This window comes from Luteitalea sp. (assembly GCA_009377605.1).
GTDB lineage: Bacteria > Acidobacteriota > Vicinamibacteria > Vicinamibacterales > Vicinamibacteraceae > WHTT01.
Map to the genome: position 1 here is coordinate 1 of WHTT01000018.1, position 17,015 is coordinate 17,015.

Here is a 17,015-nt window from a genome sequence, read left to right on the forward strand (position 1 = left end):
GGACACTCGCAGGCCGCACGGCCCTCTCTCAACAGCCTTGTGGCCTACCCGGCGAATGGCGTGGCCAGGGCGGGGAAGGGACCCGTGTTTCTCAGTGCAATACGAATGCCTATCGCCTGGACCACATTAACCAGTTGACACCTGATTCTCTGTCACCTGAAACTGCTCACACAGTGTGGCACCGCGTCCTCTTCGGAACAAGTCTGGCAGCGCTGGGACTTGCCGTTTCGGTTACTCGTGCCCTTCAGGCCGCGCAAGCACCGCCCCGCGTGCCAGACGCCTCCGATCCTTCCTCGATTGCGGATCTCGCGCCGCTGTCAGCGCCCACCGACGCCCTCATGGCGGGCGCCGTGGAGGCATTCCGGCGTGGCGACCTCTTGCGCGCGCGCGATCTCGCGACGCGCGCGCTGGCAGCGGGCCAGCGACAGGCGCCGCTCTACAAGCTGCTGGCGGTGACCGAATACCTCCTTGGGGATGCGCCACAGTTCGAGACCCACATCCGAGAGGCGCTGGCCCTCGCCCCTGAGGAGGCGGACCTGCACTATCATCTGGCGCGCCACCTCTACGAGCAGAAGCGGTATCGGGAAGCTGCCACATCCTTCGGGCGAGCGAGCACCCTCAGCCCGGACCACTACAAGGCGCGCTACTACGAAGGTCTCGTCGCTGAGGTCATGGGACAACCGGACCGGGCACGCGAGCTGTTCAGCAATGCCATCGCGACGATCGAGCGGCTTCGGGTTCGTTACGTGTGGCCCCACGTGGACCTTGGCCGGCTCTTGGTGGATCAGGGTGACATCGAGCGCGGGCTGGGCTGGCTCTATCGAGCCGTTCGCACCGATCCAGAGCTTCCCTACGGGCAGTATGAGTACGCAAAAGCGCTCCTTCGCGAAGGGCCGACGGCCGACGTCGAGCGCGCTCTCTTGGAGGCAATCCGCCTCGATCCGGGTTACGCGTCGGCGTACTACGTGCTAGCCCGTTATTACGCGAAGATCGGCGACGAGCAGCGGGCACAGCAGACGTTGGCGAAGTTCAAGGATGTGCAGGCCGACGACATGCCATCGCCCTACGGCTTGCGGCGGTGACGGGGCCTACCATTGCAACTCCTGACGCTTCTCACGTTCGCCCTCTTCACCTCCCTCGTGGCTGTGGCAACCTGGCGGCTGACCAGGCAGGATGATCACCTCACCGGAATCGGCTACTTCCTTGCCGGCCGCCGCCTGACCGCACCGTTCATCGCGGGCTCTCTGCTGCTGACCAACCTCTCGACCGAGCAGATGGTTGGGCTCAACGGCGCAGCCTTCAACGATGGGCTCGCCGTGATGGTTTGGGAGGTCGTCGCCGTGCTGGCGCTGGTCGCCATGGCGTTGTTCTTCCTGCCGCGGTTTCTCAAGAGCGGGATCGCCACGGTGCCGCAGTACCTGTGCGAGCGCTACGACGCGGTGACGCGCACGATCGCGGACGTGATCTTTCTCAGCGCGTACGCCGTGATCCTGCTGCCAATCGTGTTGTACACCGGCGCGGCGGGACTGAGCCAGATGCTCGACATCCAAGGGCTCCTCGGGATCTCGGGGGATGCGGTGACCTTCCTCGGTCTGCGGGTGGACGCGGACACCTGTGTGTTGTGGCTGATGGTCTGGCTCGTGGGACTGATCGGCTCCTGCTACGCGCTGTTCGGCGGGCTGCGGACGGTCGCGGTCTCCGATCTGATCAACGGGATCGGGCTCTTGATCGGCGGGCTGCTGATGACTTACTTCGGCCTCGCCGCGGTCGGCACCCTGCAAGGCGATGGGGGAGTGGTCGAGGGGCTCCGCCTCATTCACTCACAACAATCGGCGCGCCTCGACTCGATCGGAGGACCCGACTCGTCGGTGCCCTTCGCGACCGTGTTCACTGGGATCATCCTGCTCAATCTCTTCTACTGGTGCACCAACCAACAGATCATTCAGCGAACCTTTGGCGCCAACTCCCTCAGGGAAGGGCAGAAGGGCGTACTGCTCTGCGCCGCGCTGAAGCTCCTCGGCCCGCTCTATCTCGTGCTCCCGGGCATCGTCGCCTACCAGCTGTACGCCGAGCAAGGGGTGCGGGCAGACTACGCGTACGGGACACTGGTCCGCGACGTTCTGCCCTGGCCCCTGGTGGGCTTCTTCGCCGCCGTCATGGTCGGCGCGATCCTCAGCTCGTTCAACTCTGCGCTCAACAGCACCACGACGATCTTCAGCTACGGGATATACCAACCGTTCATCAACCGCGACTCGAATGATCATCAGCTGGTCCGCGCGGGCAAGATCGTCGGATGGATCATCGCCATCGTCTCGATGCTCATCGCGCCGTGGTTGGCGCAAACCGAGAGCATCTTTGCGTACCTCCAGAAGATGAACGGTCTGTATTTCATCCCGATTTTGAGCGTGGTCGTGATCGGAATGCTCAACCGGCGCACGCCGCCACTTGCGGCAAACACGGCGTTGATTCTCGGGCTCGCGCTGATCGCTGCCGGCTACTTCGTGCCGCTCGGCCAGGAGGTCAGCGACGGGGTCACGCGGTATCGGTATCTCGCCCCGGACGTCATGCACGAGTTCCACTTCCTGGGCCTCGCGTTCGTCGTATTGGTCGCCGTAATGCTGGCCATTACATCCCTCAGACCGCTTCCGCAACCCTGGCAGCAGCAGTATTCCGGCGATGTGGAGATGACGCCTTGGTCCGGAGCCAAGGGCTACGGCGCTGCACTTTGCCTGTTCGTCGCGCTGATCTACATCGCCTTTGCGGGCGGGACGGGATAATTGCATCATACGAAAAAGGAACCGGGTACCTTTCGGGGTCGAAAACGTACCCGGTTCCTTTTAGCGTCCACTCCAGTCCGCTGGCACGTCGACGTACGAACGATCGAGCTCGGCAACCGAGGCACAGCCGAGCAGCTTGAGTGTGCGCAGAAGGTCCGTCTGGAGAATCTGAATCGCGCGCGCCACTCCCGCGCCACCCGCCGCGCCCAAACCATAGGCATACGCCCGGCCGATGAGGACCGCGCTGGCGCCAAGGCATAGCGCCTTCGCGATATCGGTCCCGCGACGGATCCCACCGTCGAGAAACAGCTCCGCCTTCCCGCCGACGGCCCCGGCAACCTCCGGTAACGCACGGAGGGTGGCTCTCACGCCGTCGAGCTGGCGGCCACCGTGATTGGATACGACAATGCCCTGCGCCCCCTCGTCTATGGCGCGCCGTGCATCTTCGGCGGTGAGCACGCCCTTGACCACCAGCGGCCCCTTCCACACCTCACGGATCCATTTCAAATCGCTCCAGGTCACCGCGGCTTCTTCGAGGGCGACGCTGACGTCCGCATACGACATCGGGCCTTTCCCCGGAATGACGACGTTGGGAAACTGCATGAGCCCACCATCGCGAAGGAAGCCGGTGAGCCAGCGCGGACGCGCGAGCAGCTGCGGCGCATAACGAAGCTTGGACACGATGTTGCCACTCAGCAGCTCTTGGCTGCCGTTCCGCACGTCCCGCTCACGGAGCCCGGCAACTGCTGTATCGATCGTAATGACGAGCGCCGAAAATCCTGCCGCGCGCGCGCGTTCAATGGCGGCTTGGGCCACGTCACGCCCACCGACCAAATAGAGCTGATACCAGAGCGGTCCGGTCGATCCCGCCCTGACTTCTTCGAGCGTGCATCCGGACAGCGTGGAGAGCGTATACGCCGTACCGGCTTCGCCCGCGGCGCGTGCGGCCACTGCCTCGCCGCGCGGATAGAACATGCGGGTGCTGCCCACAGGCGCCAGCAGGAAGGGCACGTTCAGGCGGGTGCCCAGAGCCGTTGCTCCAAGATCGCAGCTCGCCACCGTTACGGCATGGCGCGGCCGAAACGTCACCGTCTCGAAGGCCCGCCGATTCTCGCGCAGCGTCACCTCGCCCTCGGCGCCGCCATCGATGTAGTCGAAGACCACGCGGGGCAGCCGGCGCTTGGCAAGCGCCCGCAGATCATCGATATTGACGACGCGCGGAGGGAAGACCCGGCGCGCGGGACCGCTATCGAGCGACATCATGAGGTAGGGCGCGCTCGCCGAGCGCGCCGTGCTAGAAAGTTTTCAGGTAGATGTTGCGGAACTCCACCTTCATCGGATCACCGCTGTGCATCTGGAAGCCGATCAATCCGCCGAGCGACCGGTTCTCGGCGTCGTCATCCACGAGTAGGCTCGTCACCTGCCCGTTCACGATCTGCACGATCATGTTCGCACGCGCGATGATGTGCACATGGTTCCAGTCGCTGGTCTTGATGATTGCCTTGAGCTCGTCGGCGCTTCGCTCCAGGTTGCCAACGATTCGCGGACGCGCACCCTCGCCAGCCGGCACGTAGACCGCCTGGCCGCGCCGCGCGAGAAAGCCACGCCCGCGCTCCTCGTAGATCATCCCGGTGTAGGCGTTCTCGAAGTCGATGTCTGCCTGGTAGCCCGCTAGCACCCACTTGCCAACGTCACCGCCGGCCGGCACCTGCGCGCTGCGGATCTGGATGCCACTGTTGGTCGCGCTGAGACGGAACTCGACTTTCAGCTCGAAGTCCTTTGGCTCGCCGCCGCGCCAAATGAGAAAGGTGTTCTGCTCGACTGGATTCTCGGCGGTGCTCTCCCCGACGAGCGCGCCGTTCTCGACTCGCCAAAAGGAGGCGTCGCCATCCCATCCGTTCATGCTGCTGCCGTCGAAGATCGGCTCGAACCCCGTGTGGTCGTCGAGCGCGAGCGGCTCGGCGTCGGGCGCGGACGGCTGTGTGCGCACCGCAGGTGACGTGGTTTCATGGACCAGGGGTAACGGCGGGGCAGCCCCGCCAGAGCTTCCAGCGGCGCAAATTGCCGCCGCAACAGTCGCGGCTCGCATCACCTGGCGTGGGCATATCCTCGGAGCGGTTTTCCTCTGGTCAGTGCGCATCACCATCCCTCCACGGTCCCCCCGCGGTGCACGATACCGCCTCGGCAAGGTCGCTTCAAAGCGTATTTCATCGGTTGGACGCATTTTACGTAGAGAAACGTCGCCGCGCGTATACTGTTGCACCTAATCCCCAAGCTGGTGCGGTCTGCCGCGCCAGATCACGAGGTTTTCTCGTGCGCCGCCATCCCGCAGGACCCGGCTTCGTCCATTTCGCAGTGCGATACACGTGCGCGCGAACTGTCTTCTGTTTCCCCGCCGGCGGCGACGTGACAAAATTGTCCCGCACCATAGCAGGAGGGATGTGGGATGTCAGCAATGACCCCGCCGAAGCTGCCGACGGCGGCAGCGGCAGGAAGTGATACGGGTATGACCAGCCAATCGCCTGCGCGGGATCGGTATTTGGTCAAGTCAGTCGTGCACTCGTCTCAGTTGTTGTCGGCGTTTCGCTCGCCCGGCGAGGCATTGTCTCTGCGTGAGGTCACCGCCCGAAGCGAGCTCCCCAAGAGCATGGCGTTCCGGCTCCTCTACACGCTCGAGCGATGCGGCATGGTCGAGAAGGTCAGCGAGAACCTGTATCGATCGTGTCTGCGTCCGTTCAAACAGAAGCTCCACAGGCTCGGGTACGCGGCGCAAGGCACCGACTATCAGTTCTCGAAGGAGGTCTCGGCAGGGTTGATCCGCGCTGCGAACGCGGAAGGCATCGAGCTGATTTCCGTCGACAACTGCTACAACGCGAAAACGGCGCTCCGAAACGCTGACGTGCTCGTCCGCGAGAAGGTCGATCTCGTGATCGAGTTCCAGACCGACGAGTACGTCGCGCCGATCGTGGCCGCGAAGTATCGGGAAGCAAACATTCCACTGATTGCCATTGAGATCCCGCACCCCGGTGCCACGTACTTCGGCGCGAACAACTACGAGGCGGGTCTCATGGGTGGGCGCCAGCTCGGTCGGTGGGCGAAACATCGCTGGCACGCCGAGGTGGACGAGATCCTGCTGATGGCGTTGCCACGCGCCGGCAGCTTGCCGAAGATGCGGCTGACCGGGATGCTGGTGGGGATGAAGGACATCTGTCCGTCACTCGAAGGCTGCCGGGTCACATATCTCGATGGTGATGGCAAGCTCGGAACCAGCTTCGAAGCCATGCGGCGGCACTTGCGAACCACGCGGGCGCGTCGTCTGCTGGTCGGCGCCATCAACGATCCGAGCGCCTTGGGCGCCCTGCGCGCGTTTCAAGAGGCAGGCCGTACCGAGTGCTGCGCGATCATGGGGCAGAACGCCTCACCGGAAGGACGCGACGAGTTGCGCGAACCGGACACCCGCCTTATTGGGTCGGTCGCGTACTTTCCCGAGCGCTACGGTCCAGCCATCGTCGGGGTGGCACTCGATATCCTGCACCGACGACCGATCCCGCCAGCCGTATTCGTCAGGCACCAGTTGGTCACGCCCGACAATGTCGATCATATCTATCCGAATGACGAGTTGATGCACATGGTACCGGCGTAACCGGAAAAGGGGACTGTCCCCCTTTTCCGGTTCAGCGCAGGAACGCCTCGGGCAGACCGCCATCGACGGGAATCACATGGCCGGTGGTCTTGGCGCTGTCGTCTCCGGCCAGCCAGCAGATCGCGTTTGCGCAATCCCGCGGAAGAATCGGCTGGTGCGTAATCGTACGACGCGCATAGAACGCCGCCAGCTTCCCGCGCAGGCTCTCGGTCGATTCGTCTTCCGTGTGCGCGATGCCGTACTTTTTCAGCGCTACGATCACGCGATCACGCGGAAACATCGCGGACCCTTCGATGACCGTCGCCGGCGCGATGCCATTCACGCGGATGAGCGGCCCCAAGCCGATGGCCAGCTCCCGGATCAGATGATTGATGGCGGCCTTGCTCACATCGTAGGCCTCACTCCCACGCTTCGGGACGATCGCGTTCGCCGAGCTCGTCAAGACCATCGTCGCCGGCAGGCCCTGCTCCTTCAAGACCTTCGCTGCTTCCTCCGCCAGCACGTAGTTGCTCGTGACGTTGATTTGCAACGCCCGGCTCCAGACCTCTTCCACGTTGGCATCGGGGTCTGGCGTGGGGTAGATGGCCGCTGTATTCACGACGATGTCGAAGCCGCCGAAGCGCAGCACGGCCTGACGCAGCGCCGATGCGATCGTCTCGCGCGACGCCAAGTCCAGCGGCACCGCGGCGACCATCTCGCCGGACGACAGCGCCGCCGTCTCCCGAGCGGCCGCCTCCGCGCTAGCCGCGTCCCGATCGGCAATGACCAGATGACCGCCACGGCTGGCAATCTGGAGCGCCACCTCGCGGCCAATGCCGCTAGCACCACCCAAGACGAGGGCCACCTTGCGACTGAGCTCGCGCTCGGGCGGCATGCGCTGGAGCTTTGCCTCTTCGAGCGCCCAGTACTCGATGCGGAACGCTTCCGACCTCGGGAGCGCGACGTAGTTGTGGAAGCTCTTGAACTCGCTCGCCTGGTCGGCGTGCCGCGCCTGTGGCAGATGTCTGGCAGGGCGACCCTTTAGGGCCGCCGTGTCCTCCGTGCCTGCGTGCGCCTCCAGGGCGTTGGCGCCGGCCATGACGTGAATCGCGTTGAGGAAGAACTCCGTCGTGATGCGGGCTTCGCGCTTGCTCTTGCCAAACCCAAACACGCCGAGCCCCGCGATCACGACGACCGAAGGATTGGAGTCTCGAAGAGCGGGAGAGTCAGGCTGCGCGAACGATCGGTAGTATGAGACGTAGTCCTCGCGATACCGCTCGAGACGCTCGAGGATACGCGCCTTCAACGCGGGGAGCTCCTCTTCTGCAGGATTCCACGGAATGAACAGTGGACAGATGCGAGTCCGGAGGAAGTGATCTGGACAGCTCGTGCCCATCTGGCACAGCTCTGCGGCCCACTGTGAGCTCGCGAAGGTGAGCGCATCGTCCGAATCGTCATCGTGGGCGATCACGCGCCGCGTCGAAGAGACGAGACCCCGGAGGTACGGCAGCACAGCCGCTCTCAGTGACTCGCGATCGGATGCTGCGGTCACTGCCGGCCCGCCGAACATGGGCCGCTCGGAACGTCGCGCGTGGTCTTGGATGAGCTCGCCCATCTGGTCGATCGTCTTGATGCTGTTCCAGTAGCAGTCGCGCTGTGAATCGCCCCAGGTGAACAAGCCGTGGCTCCCCAGAACGATGCCGTCACATCCCGGGTGTTCCTCGACGGCGCGCCGCAACATCAGCGCCAGCTCGAAGCCGGGACGCTGCCACGGCACCCACACGATCCGGCGCCCGTACCGCTCGTTGAACGCCGCGAGCTTCCGCTCACCGTTTGCGCTCGCCGCGAGCGCGATCGCCCAGTCCGGGTGGAGGTGATCGACATGGGGAAACGGCAGAAAGGCGTGAAGGGGAGTGTCGATTGAGGCGGCCACACGGTTCTCGCCGAACGCGCACAAGGGATAGTACGCAACCATCTCGTCTTCGTGCGCTTCACCGCGATAGCGTGAGATCAGGCTCTCGAGCCGGTCGAGCGAGAGGATCGCAAACCCGGACGCGCCGATCGACCTGAGGTCGCCGCCGCTGCCCTTGACCGCAAGCACACGCTCCGGCTTTCCGGAGACCGGATCGGGTAGCTGGAACTTCGAGCTCGTGTTGCCGCCGCCGAAATTCGTGATGCGCAAGTCGGCGCCAAGCAGATTCGAGCGATAGCGCAACAGCTCGAGAGGGCGGTCTTCGAGGGCCGCCGCTTGCTCATCCTCCCATAGGTCCTGCAGAAATTTGGTCTCGCTCGTGAGCGTATCAGACATACATGAACTCCACGTACTCTTGAAAGCGTCGATAGTGTGGCTCCCACCGCTCCGATGCTGATGGCTCGAACCGCTCGACCGGGAAGGACCGGTCGATTACGCGTCTGGCCTCGTCGAGGGAGGCCACCGCCTGCGTCGCGAGCATCTGCATGGCGATGTTCCCCAGGGCAGCGGCCTCGACGGGCCCCGCGACCACTGTCCGGCCTGTGGCATCGGCGGTGAACTGGTTGAGCAGCCGGTTCCGTGAGCCTCCGCCGATGATGCGGATCTCGTCGAACCTCGTTCCCGTGATCTCTTCGAGCGACTCGAGGACGACGCGATACTTGAACGCGAGGCTCTCGAGAATCGATCGCGTGTACGCGGGTGGCCCCGACGGCTCCGGTTGTCCTGTTTGGCGGCAGTATTGCGCAATGGCCGATACCATGTTCTCCGGATGGAGGAATGCCCGGTGATCCGGGTCGAACAGCGACAGGAACGCATGCTGATCCTCACCGGCAGCCGCCATCAACTCCGCGTAGTCGAAGCGCTGTCCCGCCGCCGCCCAGCTCCGCCGGCACGACTGCAGGAGCCACAAGCCGCCGATATTCTTCAGCAAGCGCGTCGTTCCGCAGACACCGCCTTCGTTGGTGAAGTTCAAGTCCCGAGCCTTCGGCGTAATCAGCGGCGCGGCGCGTTCGGTCCCCAGCAAGGACCAGGTCCCCGAGCTCAGGAATGCCGTGGTGCCTCCGCCCCACACTGATGCCACGGCGGAAGCCGTGTCGTGACACGCTGGCGCGACCACCGGTATGCCAGCGACCGTCGTGGAGACATCCTTGGTGATCGGTCCCATCACGGTTCCCGGCTCGACGATGGGCATGAGGAGCTGTGTGGGCAGCTCGAGATCGGCCAATAAGTCTACAGCCCAAGAGCGCGTCGTTGCATCGACGAACTGCGTGGTCGTCGCGTTCGTGTACTCCGAGTTGAGTCGACCCGTGAGCCAGTAGTTGAGCAGGTCCGGAATCGTGACCAGCGCGCGGGCGGCGGCAATGACGGCCGGCGTGGAACGGCACGCCGCATAGAGCTGGTACAGCGTGTTGATCGGCAGGAATTGAATACCGGTGACGGCATAGATCCGCTCGGGCGCCACCCGTTCGAACACCGCCTCCATGATGCCTTCGGTGCGTGTGTCGCGATAGTGATAGGGCTCCTCGAGCAGCTCGCCATCCTGTCCCACGAGCGCGTAGTCGATACCCCACGTATCCAGCCCCACGCTCTCCAGCCCCATGCCGGACACCCCATCCAGCGCCCGCTTCATCTCGTCCCACAAGCGCCGGATATCCCAGCGGAGTGAACCGTTTCGCCGAATCGGCTCGTTGGGAAATCGGTCGATTTCCCGCACGTCGAGGACGCCCGATTGCAGTCGGCCGAGCATCGCTCGGCCACTCTCGGCACCGAGATCGAACGCAAGATAATGAGCGCTCACGCCACCCTTCCTTCAGCCGCGAAAACCCGCCGATGCTCCCACGGCCCGGCTACGCCTCTCCACGGGATCGCCCTTGGCTGAGACGCTGATTTGTTGCGCCGCGCCAGACCAGCCCCTGGCCAACGCCACCAGGATACGCCGACACCCGGGACGTCAAACAAGCCTTTCTTTGATCGGCGACACGGTTTTGCAGAGCACAACACAACGGCGACGCTTCCTTTCCGAGCACACCTGGACTAATCTTCGCCGAGGTGGCGGGACTTCTTGTCGAAGCGAGCGCGATCACCAAATCGTTTGCCGGCGTGCGCGCGCTGCAAGACGTGTCCTTCGAGCTGCGGGCCGGGGAAGTCCATGCGCTGATTGGTGAGAACGGTGCGGGCAAGTCCACGCTGATCAAGATCATCACCGGCGCGGAGACCGCGGATGCCGGCACGCTGAGCGTCATGGGCACGCGGATCCCGCACATGGATCCGGCCACCTCGCGGTCGCTCGGCATTGCGGCCATTTACCAACAACCCAGCCTCTTTCCTCATCTGAGCGTCGCGGAGAACATCGCTCTCGCTCTGGAGAGCGGGCACGCCTGGCGCCGGGTCGACTGGCGAGCCAGGAACCACCACGCCGCCGAGCTGCTGGCGCGCGTTGGCGCCTCCATCGAGCCAGCACGGCTCGTCGAGACGCTGAGCATGCCCGAGCAACAGCTCGTCGAGATCGCCAAAGCCGTGGGCGCCGACGCGAAGATCCTCATCATGGACGAGCCCACCGCGTCGCTCACCGGACGCGAGGTCGAGAGCTTGTTCAACGTGATCGCGCTGTTGCGCGGTCACGGCGTCGGCATCATCTATATCTCGCATCGGTTGGAGGAGATCTCCACCATCGCCGACCGTGTGACCGTCCTACGAGACGGCGAGGCAATCGCCATACGAGAGGTCGGCCAAGTCGCACGAGGCGAGCTCATTCAGATGATGGTAGGGCGCGAGCTCGCCGCCGTATTTCCGAAGCGTGTCGTGACCACGGGGGATGTCGTGCTCGAGGTGCGCCACCTGTCTAGTCGGGCGGCGGGCGTCGACGACGTGACGTTGTCCGTGAAAGAGGGCGAGATCCTCGGCCTGGCCGGTCTCGTGGGCTCCGGTCGAACCGAGTTGGCGGAAACACTCTTCGGTCTGAGGCCGGCTGATAGTGGTGACATTCTACTGCGCGGCGTGCCGGCCCGGATTGCCTCACCGGCGGATGCCATTCGGCTGGGCATCGGCTACCTGCCGGAAGATCGACGGCAGCATGGAGTCCTGCTGGACATGCCGGTAACCGCGAACACGAGCCTCGCAAATCTGCGAGCGGTCGCACGCCGAGGACTCATCGATCGCGCTCTCGAGCGAGCGACGGCTCGGCGCTATGTCGATCAGTTGCGAATCAAGACCGCCTCGGTCTCGGCAAATGTTGGATCGCTCTCCGGTGGCAATCAGCAGAAGGTGGCGCTCGCGCGCTGGTTGTCGATCGAGCCCAGGGTGCTGATTCTCGACGAGCCCACGCAAGGAGTGGATGTCGGCTCGAAATCGGAGATTCACGCGCTCATGCAAGATCTGGCGGAGCAGGGTCTTGCCGTTATCATGATCTCGTCGGAGCTGCCCGAGATTCTCGGGATGAGCGACCGGATCGCCGTGATGCGTGCCGGCACGCTGAGCGGTGTGCTGGCGCGCGAGGAAGCCACACAGCAGAAGATTCTGGACTTGGCGCTGGAGCACACCGATGGAGTCGGCAAGGCGAAAGGCCCGCGCTACGAGGGTCAGCACAAGTGATGCTCAGGCGCCACCGTAGGGAAGTCTCCGTCGTCATTGCCATCGCGGCATTGGCGATAGTCCTCGCAGCCGTCGCCCCTGGCTATTTTGCGCGCGCCAACCTCAGGGATCTCTTTCTGGCAAATCTGCCGGTGCTAATTATCGCGCTCGGTGCGACGCTCGTCATCCTGACCGGCGAAATCGACATCTCCGTGGGATCGGTGTTCGCCGTTTGCGGCGTCACGGCCGGCCTGGCGGCAAAGGCCGGTCTTCCCGTGCTGGCCGCCGGTCTCGCCGCGTGCGCTGTCGGCGCCGCCACGGGAGCGATCAACGGCCTGCTGGTCGCCAAAGTACGCGTGCCCTCGATCGTGGTCACGCTTGCGATGATGGTGGCGCTCCGTGATGCGCTGCGATGGGGCACGGAGGGCGCGTGGGTGCAGGATCTGCCCACAGGGTTCCAGTGGCTTGGACTGACGCAATCGCTGTACCCCGTCGCGATGGGCGCCGTCGCTATCGCCCTGGTTGGCGCGATGGCGTGGGGGATGCGCCACCTGGCCGTCGGACGAGCCATCTACGCCACGGGATCGAATCCAGATGCCGCGCGGCTCGTGGGATTCGACACCGCGTTCGTCAAGCTGTCCGTCTTCGCTGTCGCTGGAGGGTTGACCGGCCTTGCGGCTCTGCTGAACGCAGTGCGCTTCAACCAGATCCCGACCAACGCCGGATTGGGCCTCGAGATGAAGGTGATCGCCGCCGTCGTCGTCGGCGGCGCAGCCATTCGTGGAGGTCAAGGGAACATCGTGGGAACGCTGCTCGGCGTCACCCTCCTGAGCGCCATCGGTCCTGCGCTCACATTCCTGGGCGTGAGCGCGTACTGGGAACGAGCGATTCAGGGCGGTATCATCCTCGCGGCGGTCGCCCTCGATGCCGCGCGTGAACGCGCCGACACACAGAGGACAAGGATCAGGCCCCAGGGACCCGCCTATGTTTGACCGTTGGTTCCCGAATGGCGAGTGGATCCTCCTCGTCGCGCTTCTAGTCGAGATTGCCATCTTCTCCGCCATCGCGCCGAACTTCCTCACCCTGGGTAACGGCTTCGAGGTCACCAGGCTGAGCATCGAGCTCGGCCTGCTCGCGATCGCCCTCACGCCAGTCATCATTACGGGTGGCATCGATCTCTCCGTCGGCTCGCTGCTGGGCTTGGCAGCGGTGCTCTTTGGTGCCGCCTATCGCGACTGGGGCCTCCCGCTGCCGGCGGCCGCGTCGATCGCCGTGCTCGTCGGCCTCGCGGGTGGTGGGTTGAATGCGCTCTTGATTGCGCGGCTCAATCTGCCGCCGCTGATCGTCACGCTGGGCTCGTTCTCCCTGTTCCGCGGGCTTGCGGAGGCCGTCACGCGCGGCGCGGTGAATTACACCGAGTTTCCCAGCGGCTTCCTGTTGTTGGGGCAGGGATATCTATGGAGCGTCGTACCAGCACAGCTCCCAATCTTTCTGCTCGTCTTCGTCGCCTACGTCATTTTGCTGCACCGTTCGGTGCTCGGTCGTGCACTCTACGCGATTGGATTCTCGGCGGCCGGCGCCCGTTATGCCGGCATCCCCGTCTCGAAGCGCCTGGCTCTCGTCTATCTTCTCGCCGGCTTGGTCTCGAGTGTCGCCGCGCTCATCTATGTGGCACACCTCGGCCAAGCAAGGTCGGACGCGGGGACCGGTTATGAGCTGGATGCGATCACAGCAGTCGTGCTCGGCGGCACCTCCGTGTTCGGCGGGCGCGGCAACTTGTGGGGCACGCTCCTTGGCCTGGCGGCACTCTCGGTCTTGAAGAACGGCCTACACTTGGCCGCGCTGCCGTCCGAGCTCACCGGCGTGTTGATCGGCACGCTCCTCGTGGCAACGATTGCCGTCGACCGTCTGCGCACGCGTGGACACGCCCCGCTCGCAGTACATTCCGAGGAAGAGGAGACACCTGTGAAGAACAGCCAAGTGGCGATCCTGTGCGGCGCGATCCTCGGCGGCGCGATCCTGGTGGCCGGCACGAATGTCTGGCTGATCCGGTCCATCCAACCGGTGCTTCGCGGCGGCTCCGAGGCCAGTGCGCCCACGGGCACACGACGGCCTGTGGTTGCCGTCATGCCAAAAGCGAAAGGGGACCCGTATTTCGTCAGCTGCCGCACCGGCGCCGCGGAGGCCGCGAAAGAGCTTGGCGTCGATCTGATTTGGGACGGGCCGACCAGCCTGGATGCGGCAAGACAAAACGAGCTCGTCGAGAACTGGATCACGAGGGGCGTGGACGTCATTGCGGTGGCGGTGGAGAACCGAGCGGGGATATCAACGGTGCTGAGGAAAGCGCGGCAGCGTGGAATCGGCGTGCTGAGCTGGGATGCGGATGCCGAGCCGGACGCCCGCGACTACTTCGTCAACCAGGCCACCCCTGAAGGCATCGCGAATGCGCTGACAGACGAGGCGGCGCGCCTTCTCGACGGCAAAGGCGAGTTCGCCATCATTACCGGTGCTCTCAGCGCCGCGAATCAAAACGAATGGATTGCCTTCATCAAGAAGCGGCTCGGCGACAAGTACCCCGATCTCCAGCTCGCCACGATTCGCCCGAGCGACGATGACCGCGACAAGGCCTTCTCCGAAACACAAACGATTCTCAGGGTGTACCCATCGGTCGAGTTGGTGATGGCCATCTCCGCGCCCGCCGTCCCTGGTGCAGCCGAAGCCGTTCGCCAGGCGAGACGCTCGGATGTCAAGGTCATAGGGCTCTCGCTGCCCAGCATTTGCAAGCCGTACATCGACGCTGGCATTGTGCAGACGATCGTGCTCTGGGACACGCGCGACCTCGGGTACCTCACTGTGTACGCGGGCTCACTCCTGGCCCAGGAAAGCATTCCAGAGGGGACGAAGTCGCTGGAAGCCGGCAGGCTCGGCTCCGTCGAGGTCCGCGGGACAGAGATCGTGCTCGGTCCTCCGGTCCTCATCAACAAGGCCAACATCGCGCAATTCGATTTCTAGGCGTCAGGGATCAGTAAGTCGCGCGGCCGCCGCTGACGTCGTAACACTGGCCAGTCACGAAGCTGGCGCCTTCGGAGGCGAGGAAGGCCACAACGGCAGCCACCTCCTCTGGCTTGCCGAGGCGGCCGAGTGGAATGCGGCTCGTCATGTACTCGACCTGCGTAGCGGTCAACGTGTCGAGAATGCCGGTCTCGATCACGGCAGGTGCGACGGCATTGACGCGCACCCCCGTGGCGGCCACCTCTTTCGCCAGCGCCTTGGTCAGCCCGATCACGCCAGCCTTGGCCGCCGAGTACGGCACCATGTTCGGGTTACCTTCTTTGCCGGCGATGGAGGCAACGTTGATAATCGCGCCGCGGCGCCGCTCCAGCATGTGGGGAATCACCGCTCGGCAACAGAGAAACACGCTCGTGAGGTCGACGGCCATCATCCTCTCCCAGTCCTCGTCCGTGACGTCCGCGATGGGGGCGGCGCGGCCGGCAATGCCGGCATTGTTGACGAGCACGTCGATCTGGCCGTGGCGATCCAGTGTCGTGCGCACCAGCGTCTCGACGCTCGTGCGACGAGCGACGTCGGTTTCGATCGAGATGGCAGGGTAACCGGCGTCAGAGAGGCGGGCCGCGGCTTCGGCTGCTGCGGCCGCGTCGAGGTCGGCGAGAACCACGCGGTAACCGTCGCGCCCGAGCCGCTCAGCGATGGCCAGCCCGATGCCACGTGCTGCTCCAGTGATAATGGCGACAGAGCTCATGCGTCATTACTATACGGTGAAGCTAGTGTCCTAGCTCTCGAGCAGCAACTGACCGGGATCCTCGATGAACTCTTTGATCTTTACGAGGAACTGGACCGCCTCGCGTCCGTCGACCATCCGGTGATCATAGGTGAGCGCCACGTACATCATTGACTTCACGACGACCTGACCACTCACAGCAATCGGACGCTCTTCCATCTTGTGTAGCCCGAGGATACCGACTTGCGGCGGGTTGAGGATAGGCGTGCTCAGCAGCGACCCAAAGACGCCCCCGTTGGTAATGGTGAACGTGCCGCCGCGCAGATCCTCGAGGGTGAGCTGGCCCTCCCTGGAGCGTGTTGCGAAGTCTTGGACCGCGCGCTCCATATCGACGAAAGTCATCAGCTCGGCATTGTGCAGCACTGGCACGACGAGGCCCCCCTCGGCGCCAACCGCCACACCGATGTCGTAGTAGTGCTTGAGGACGATCTCCTCACCTTGAATCTCCCCGTTGAGGCGAGGGAATGCCCTGAGTGCGCCGATCGCCGCCTTCACGAAGAAAGAGGTGATCCCGAGGCTCACGCCGTACTGCTTCTGGAAGGCTTCTTTGCGCCGCTTTCGCAGCTCGATGATCGCGCTCATGTCGACCTCGTTGAAGGTCGTGAGCATCGCCGCGGTCTGTTGCGCCGTCACGAGGTTGCGGGCAATCGTTAGACGCCGCTTGGACATGCGCGAGCGCTCCTCGCCTCGCTCACCGGGCGCGACACGCCGGGGCGCCGCGGCAGGAGGAGCAGCGGTCGGGCGCGGAACGGCTACCGGGCGAGCGGGGGCAGCGCCAGACGCCGTCGTCTCGGCCGGCTCCGCTGTTCGTCGAGCGCGATCGACGAACGACTCGACATCGCGCCGCATCACGCGGCCCGCTTCGCCGCTGGGTGGCACGGTGGCGACGTCCACCGCGTGCGCCGCCGCCACGCGCTTGGCGGTTGGCGTGGTTCGCCCGCCTTCGCTCGCCTCCGGCGAGCTACGGCGAGGCAAGCCCGTTTCCTGTTTCCCGCTTCCTGTTTCCGGTTTCCCGACTCCTGCTTCCTGAGATTCCTCGATGGTGCCGAGCTGTTCCCCAACCTTCACATCCTCGCCCGCCTGGCGGACGATCTTTGCCAGGACGCCGGAGCGCTCGGCGCCCACCTCGACGTCAATCTTCTCGGTCTCCAACTCCACGACCGGTTCTCCAACGCTCACCGCGTCACCTTCCGCCTTCAACCAGCGCGCGACGCGCGCCTCCACGACCGACTCACCGAGCTGTGGAACCACGATACTTGCCGACACATCCACTCC

Annotated in this window: 12 protein-coding genes; 6 read left to right on the forward strand and 6 right to left on the reverse strand. The window is 64.4% G+C overall.

Annotation, left to right across the window (positions count from 1 at the left end):
• The first annotated feature begins 173 nt into the window (after window positions 1-173).
• Both GEV06_08090 and GEV06_08095 read left to right on the forward strand, forming a co-directional pair.
• Window positions 174-1,082 carry a tetratricopeptide repeat protein gene (locus GEV06_08090; GenBank protein MPZ17854.1) on the forward strand — a complete coding sequence of 303 codons (909 nt, stop codon included), beginning with the start codon at window positions 174-176 and terminating at the stop codon, window positions 1,080-1,082.
• Between the two features lie 12 nt (window positions 1,083-1,094).
• Window positions 1,095-2,777, forward strand: a complete 1,683-nt coding sequence (locus GEV06_08095) for a solute:sodium symporter family transporter (protein MPZ17855.1) — start codon at window positions 1,095-1,097, stop codon at window positions 2,775-2,777.
• A 60-nt stretch (window positions 2,778-2,837) separates the two neighbouring features.
• Here GEV06_08095 and GEV06_08100 read toward each other — a convergent pair whose 3' ends face one another.
• A complete protein-coding gene (locus GEV06_08100; GenBank protein ID MPZ17856.1) occupies window positions 2,838-4,037 on the reverse strand; it encodes an alpha-hydroxy-acid oxidizing protein in 1,200 nt (399 codons plus the stop codon).
• A gap of 34 nt (window positions 4,038-4,071) precedes the next feature.
• Window positions 4,072-4,866, reverse strand: coding sequence for a DUF1080 domain-containing protein (locus GEV06_08105; protein ID MPZ17857.1), 795 nt, complete (start codon window positions 4,864-4,866; stop codon window positions 4,072-4,074).
• Window positions 4,867-5,283: 417 nt separating this feature from the next.
• Between GEV06_08105 and GEV06_08110 the strand changes: the two genes are divergently transcribed.
• Window positions 5,284-6,420: a substrate-binding domain-containing protein gene (locus GEV06_08110; GenBank protein ID MPZ17858.1), complete on the forward strand. Its 1,137-nt coding sequence runs from the start codon at window positions 5,284-5,286 to the stop codon at window positions 6,418-6,420.
• Window positions 6,421-6,451: 31 nt separating this feature from the next.
• Here the strand turns inward: GEV06_08110 and GEV06_08115 are convergent, their stop codons facing one another.
• Window positions 6,452-8,707: a bifunctional rhamnulose-1-phosphate aldolase/short-chain dehydrogenase gene (locus GEV06_08115; protein ID MPZ17859.1), complete on the reverse strand. Its 2,256-nt coding sequence runs from the start codon at window positions 8,705-8,707 to the stop codon at window positions 6,452-6,454.
• A complete protein-coding gene (locus tag GEV06_08120) occupies window positions 8,700-10,118 on the reverse strand; it encodes a rhamnulokinase (GenBank protein ID MPZ17860.1) in 1,419 nt (472 codons plus the stop codon). The genes GEV06_08115 and GEV06_08120 overlap by 8 nt, the downstream gene beginning before the upstream one ends.
• A gap of 302 nt (window positions 10,119-10,420) precedes the next feature.
• Between GEV06_08120 and GEV06_08125 the strand changes: the two genes are divergently transcribed.
• The 3 genes from GEV06_08125 to GEV06_08135 are packed head-to-tail and all read left to right on the forward strand — an operon-like array spanning window position 10,421 to window position 14,953.
• Window positions 10,421-11,962: an ATP-binding cassette domain-containing protein gene (locus GEV06_08125; GenBank protein MPZ17861.1), complete on the forward strand. Its 1,542-nt coding sequence runs from the start codon at window positions 10,421-10,423 to the stop codon at window positions 11,960-11,962.
• On the forward strand, window positions 11,962-12,933 hold the full coding sequence (locus tag GEV06_08130) for an ABC transporter permease (protein ID MPZ17862.1): 972 nt from the start codon (window positions 11,962-11,964) through the stop codon (window positions 12,931-12,933). The genes GEV06_08125 and GEV06_08130 overlap by 1 nt, the downstream gene beginning before the upstream one ends.
• The gene (locus GEV06_08135; GenBank protein ID MPZ17863.1) at window positions 12,926-14,953 is read left to right on the forward strand and encodes a substrate-binding domain-containing protein; all 2,028 of its coding nucleotides are present in this window, start codon (window positions 12,926-12,928) and stop codon (window positions 14,951-14,953) included. Before GEV06_08130 ends, GEV06_08135 begins: the two co-directional genes overlap by 8 nt.
• Window positions 14,954-14,963: 10 nt before the next feature.
• Here the strand turns inward: GEV06_08135 and GEV06_08140 are convergent, their stop codons facing one another.
• Together GEV06_08140 and odhB are read right to left on the reverse strand one after the other, a co-directional pair.
• Entirely contained in the window at window positions 14,964-15,701 is a 738-nt protein-coding gene (locus GEV06_08140; protein MPZ17864.1) for a glucose 1-dehydrogenase, read from the reverse strand.
• 30 nt (window positions 15,702-15,731) lie between these two features.
• Window positions 15,732-17,006: a 2-oxoglutarate dehydrogenase complex dihydrolipoyllysine-residue succinyltransferase gene (gene odhB, locus GEV06_08145; GenBank protein ID MPZ17865.1), complete on the reverse strand. Its 1,275-nt coding sequence runs from the start codon at window positions 17,004-17,006 to the stop codon at window positions 15,732-15,734.
• Window positions 17,007-17,015 lie beyond the last annotated feature (9 nt).

Excerpts from the sequence above, each read along its gene's own strand:
- GEV06_08120 (MPZ17860.1), bottom strand. The coding sequence starts at position 10,118 with ATGCTCGGCCGACTGCAATCGGGCGTCCTCGACGTGCGGGAAATCGAC.
- GEV06_08105 (MPZ17857.1), bottom strand. The coding sequence starts at position 4,866 with ATGCGAGCCGCGACTGTTGCGGCGGCAATTTGCGCCGCTGGAAGCTCT.
- GEV06_08140 (MPZ17864.1), bottom strand. The coding sequence starts at position 15,701 with ATGAGCTCTGTCGCCATTATCACTGGAGCAGCACGTGGCATCGGGCTG.
- GEV06_08100 (MPZ17856.1), bottom strand. The coding sequence starts at position 4,037 with ATGTCGCTCGATAGCGGTCCCGCGCGCCGGGTCTTCCCTCCGCGCGTC.
- GEV06_08115 (MPZ17859.1), bottom strand. The coding sequence starts at position 8,707 with ATGTCTGATACGCTCACGAGCGAGACCAAATTTCTGCAGGACCTATGG.
- GEV06_08130 (MPZ17862.1), top strand. The coding sequence starts at position 11,962 with ATGCTCAGGCGCCACCGTAGGGAAGTCTCCGTCGTCATTGCCATCGCG.
- GEV06_08135 (MPZ17863.1), top strand. The coding sequence starts at position 12,926 with ATGTTTGACCGTTGGTTCCCGAATGGCGAGTGGATCCTCCTCGTCGCG.
- GEV06_08110 (MPZ17858.1), top strand. The coding sequence starts at position 5,284 with ATGACCAGCCAATCGCCTGCGCGGGATCGGTATTTGGTCAAGTCAGTC.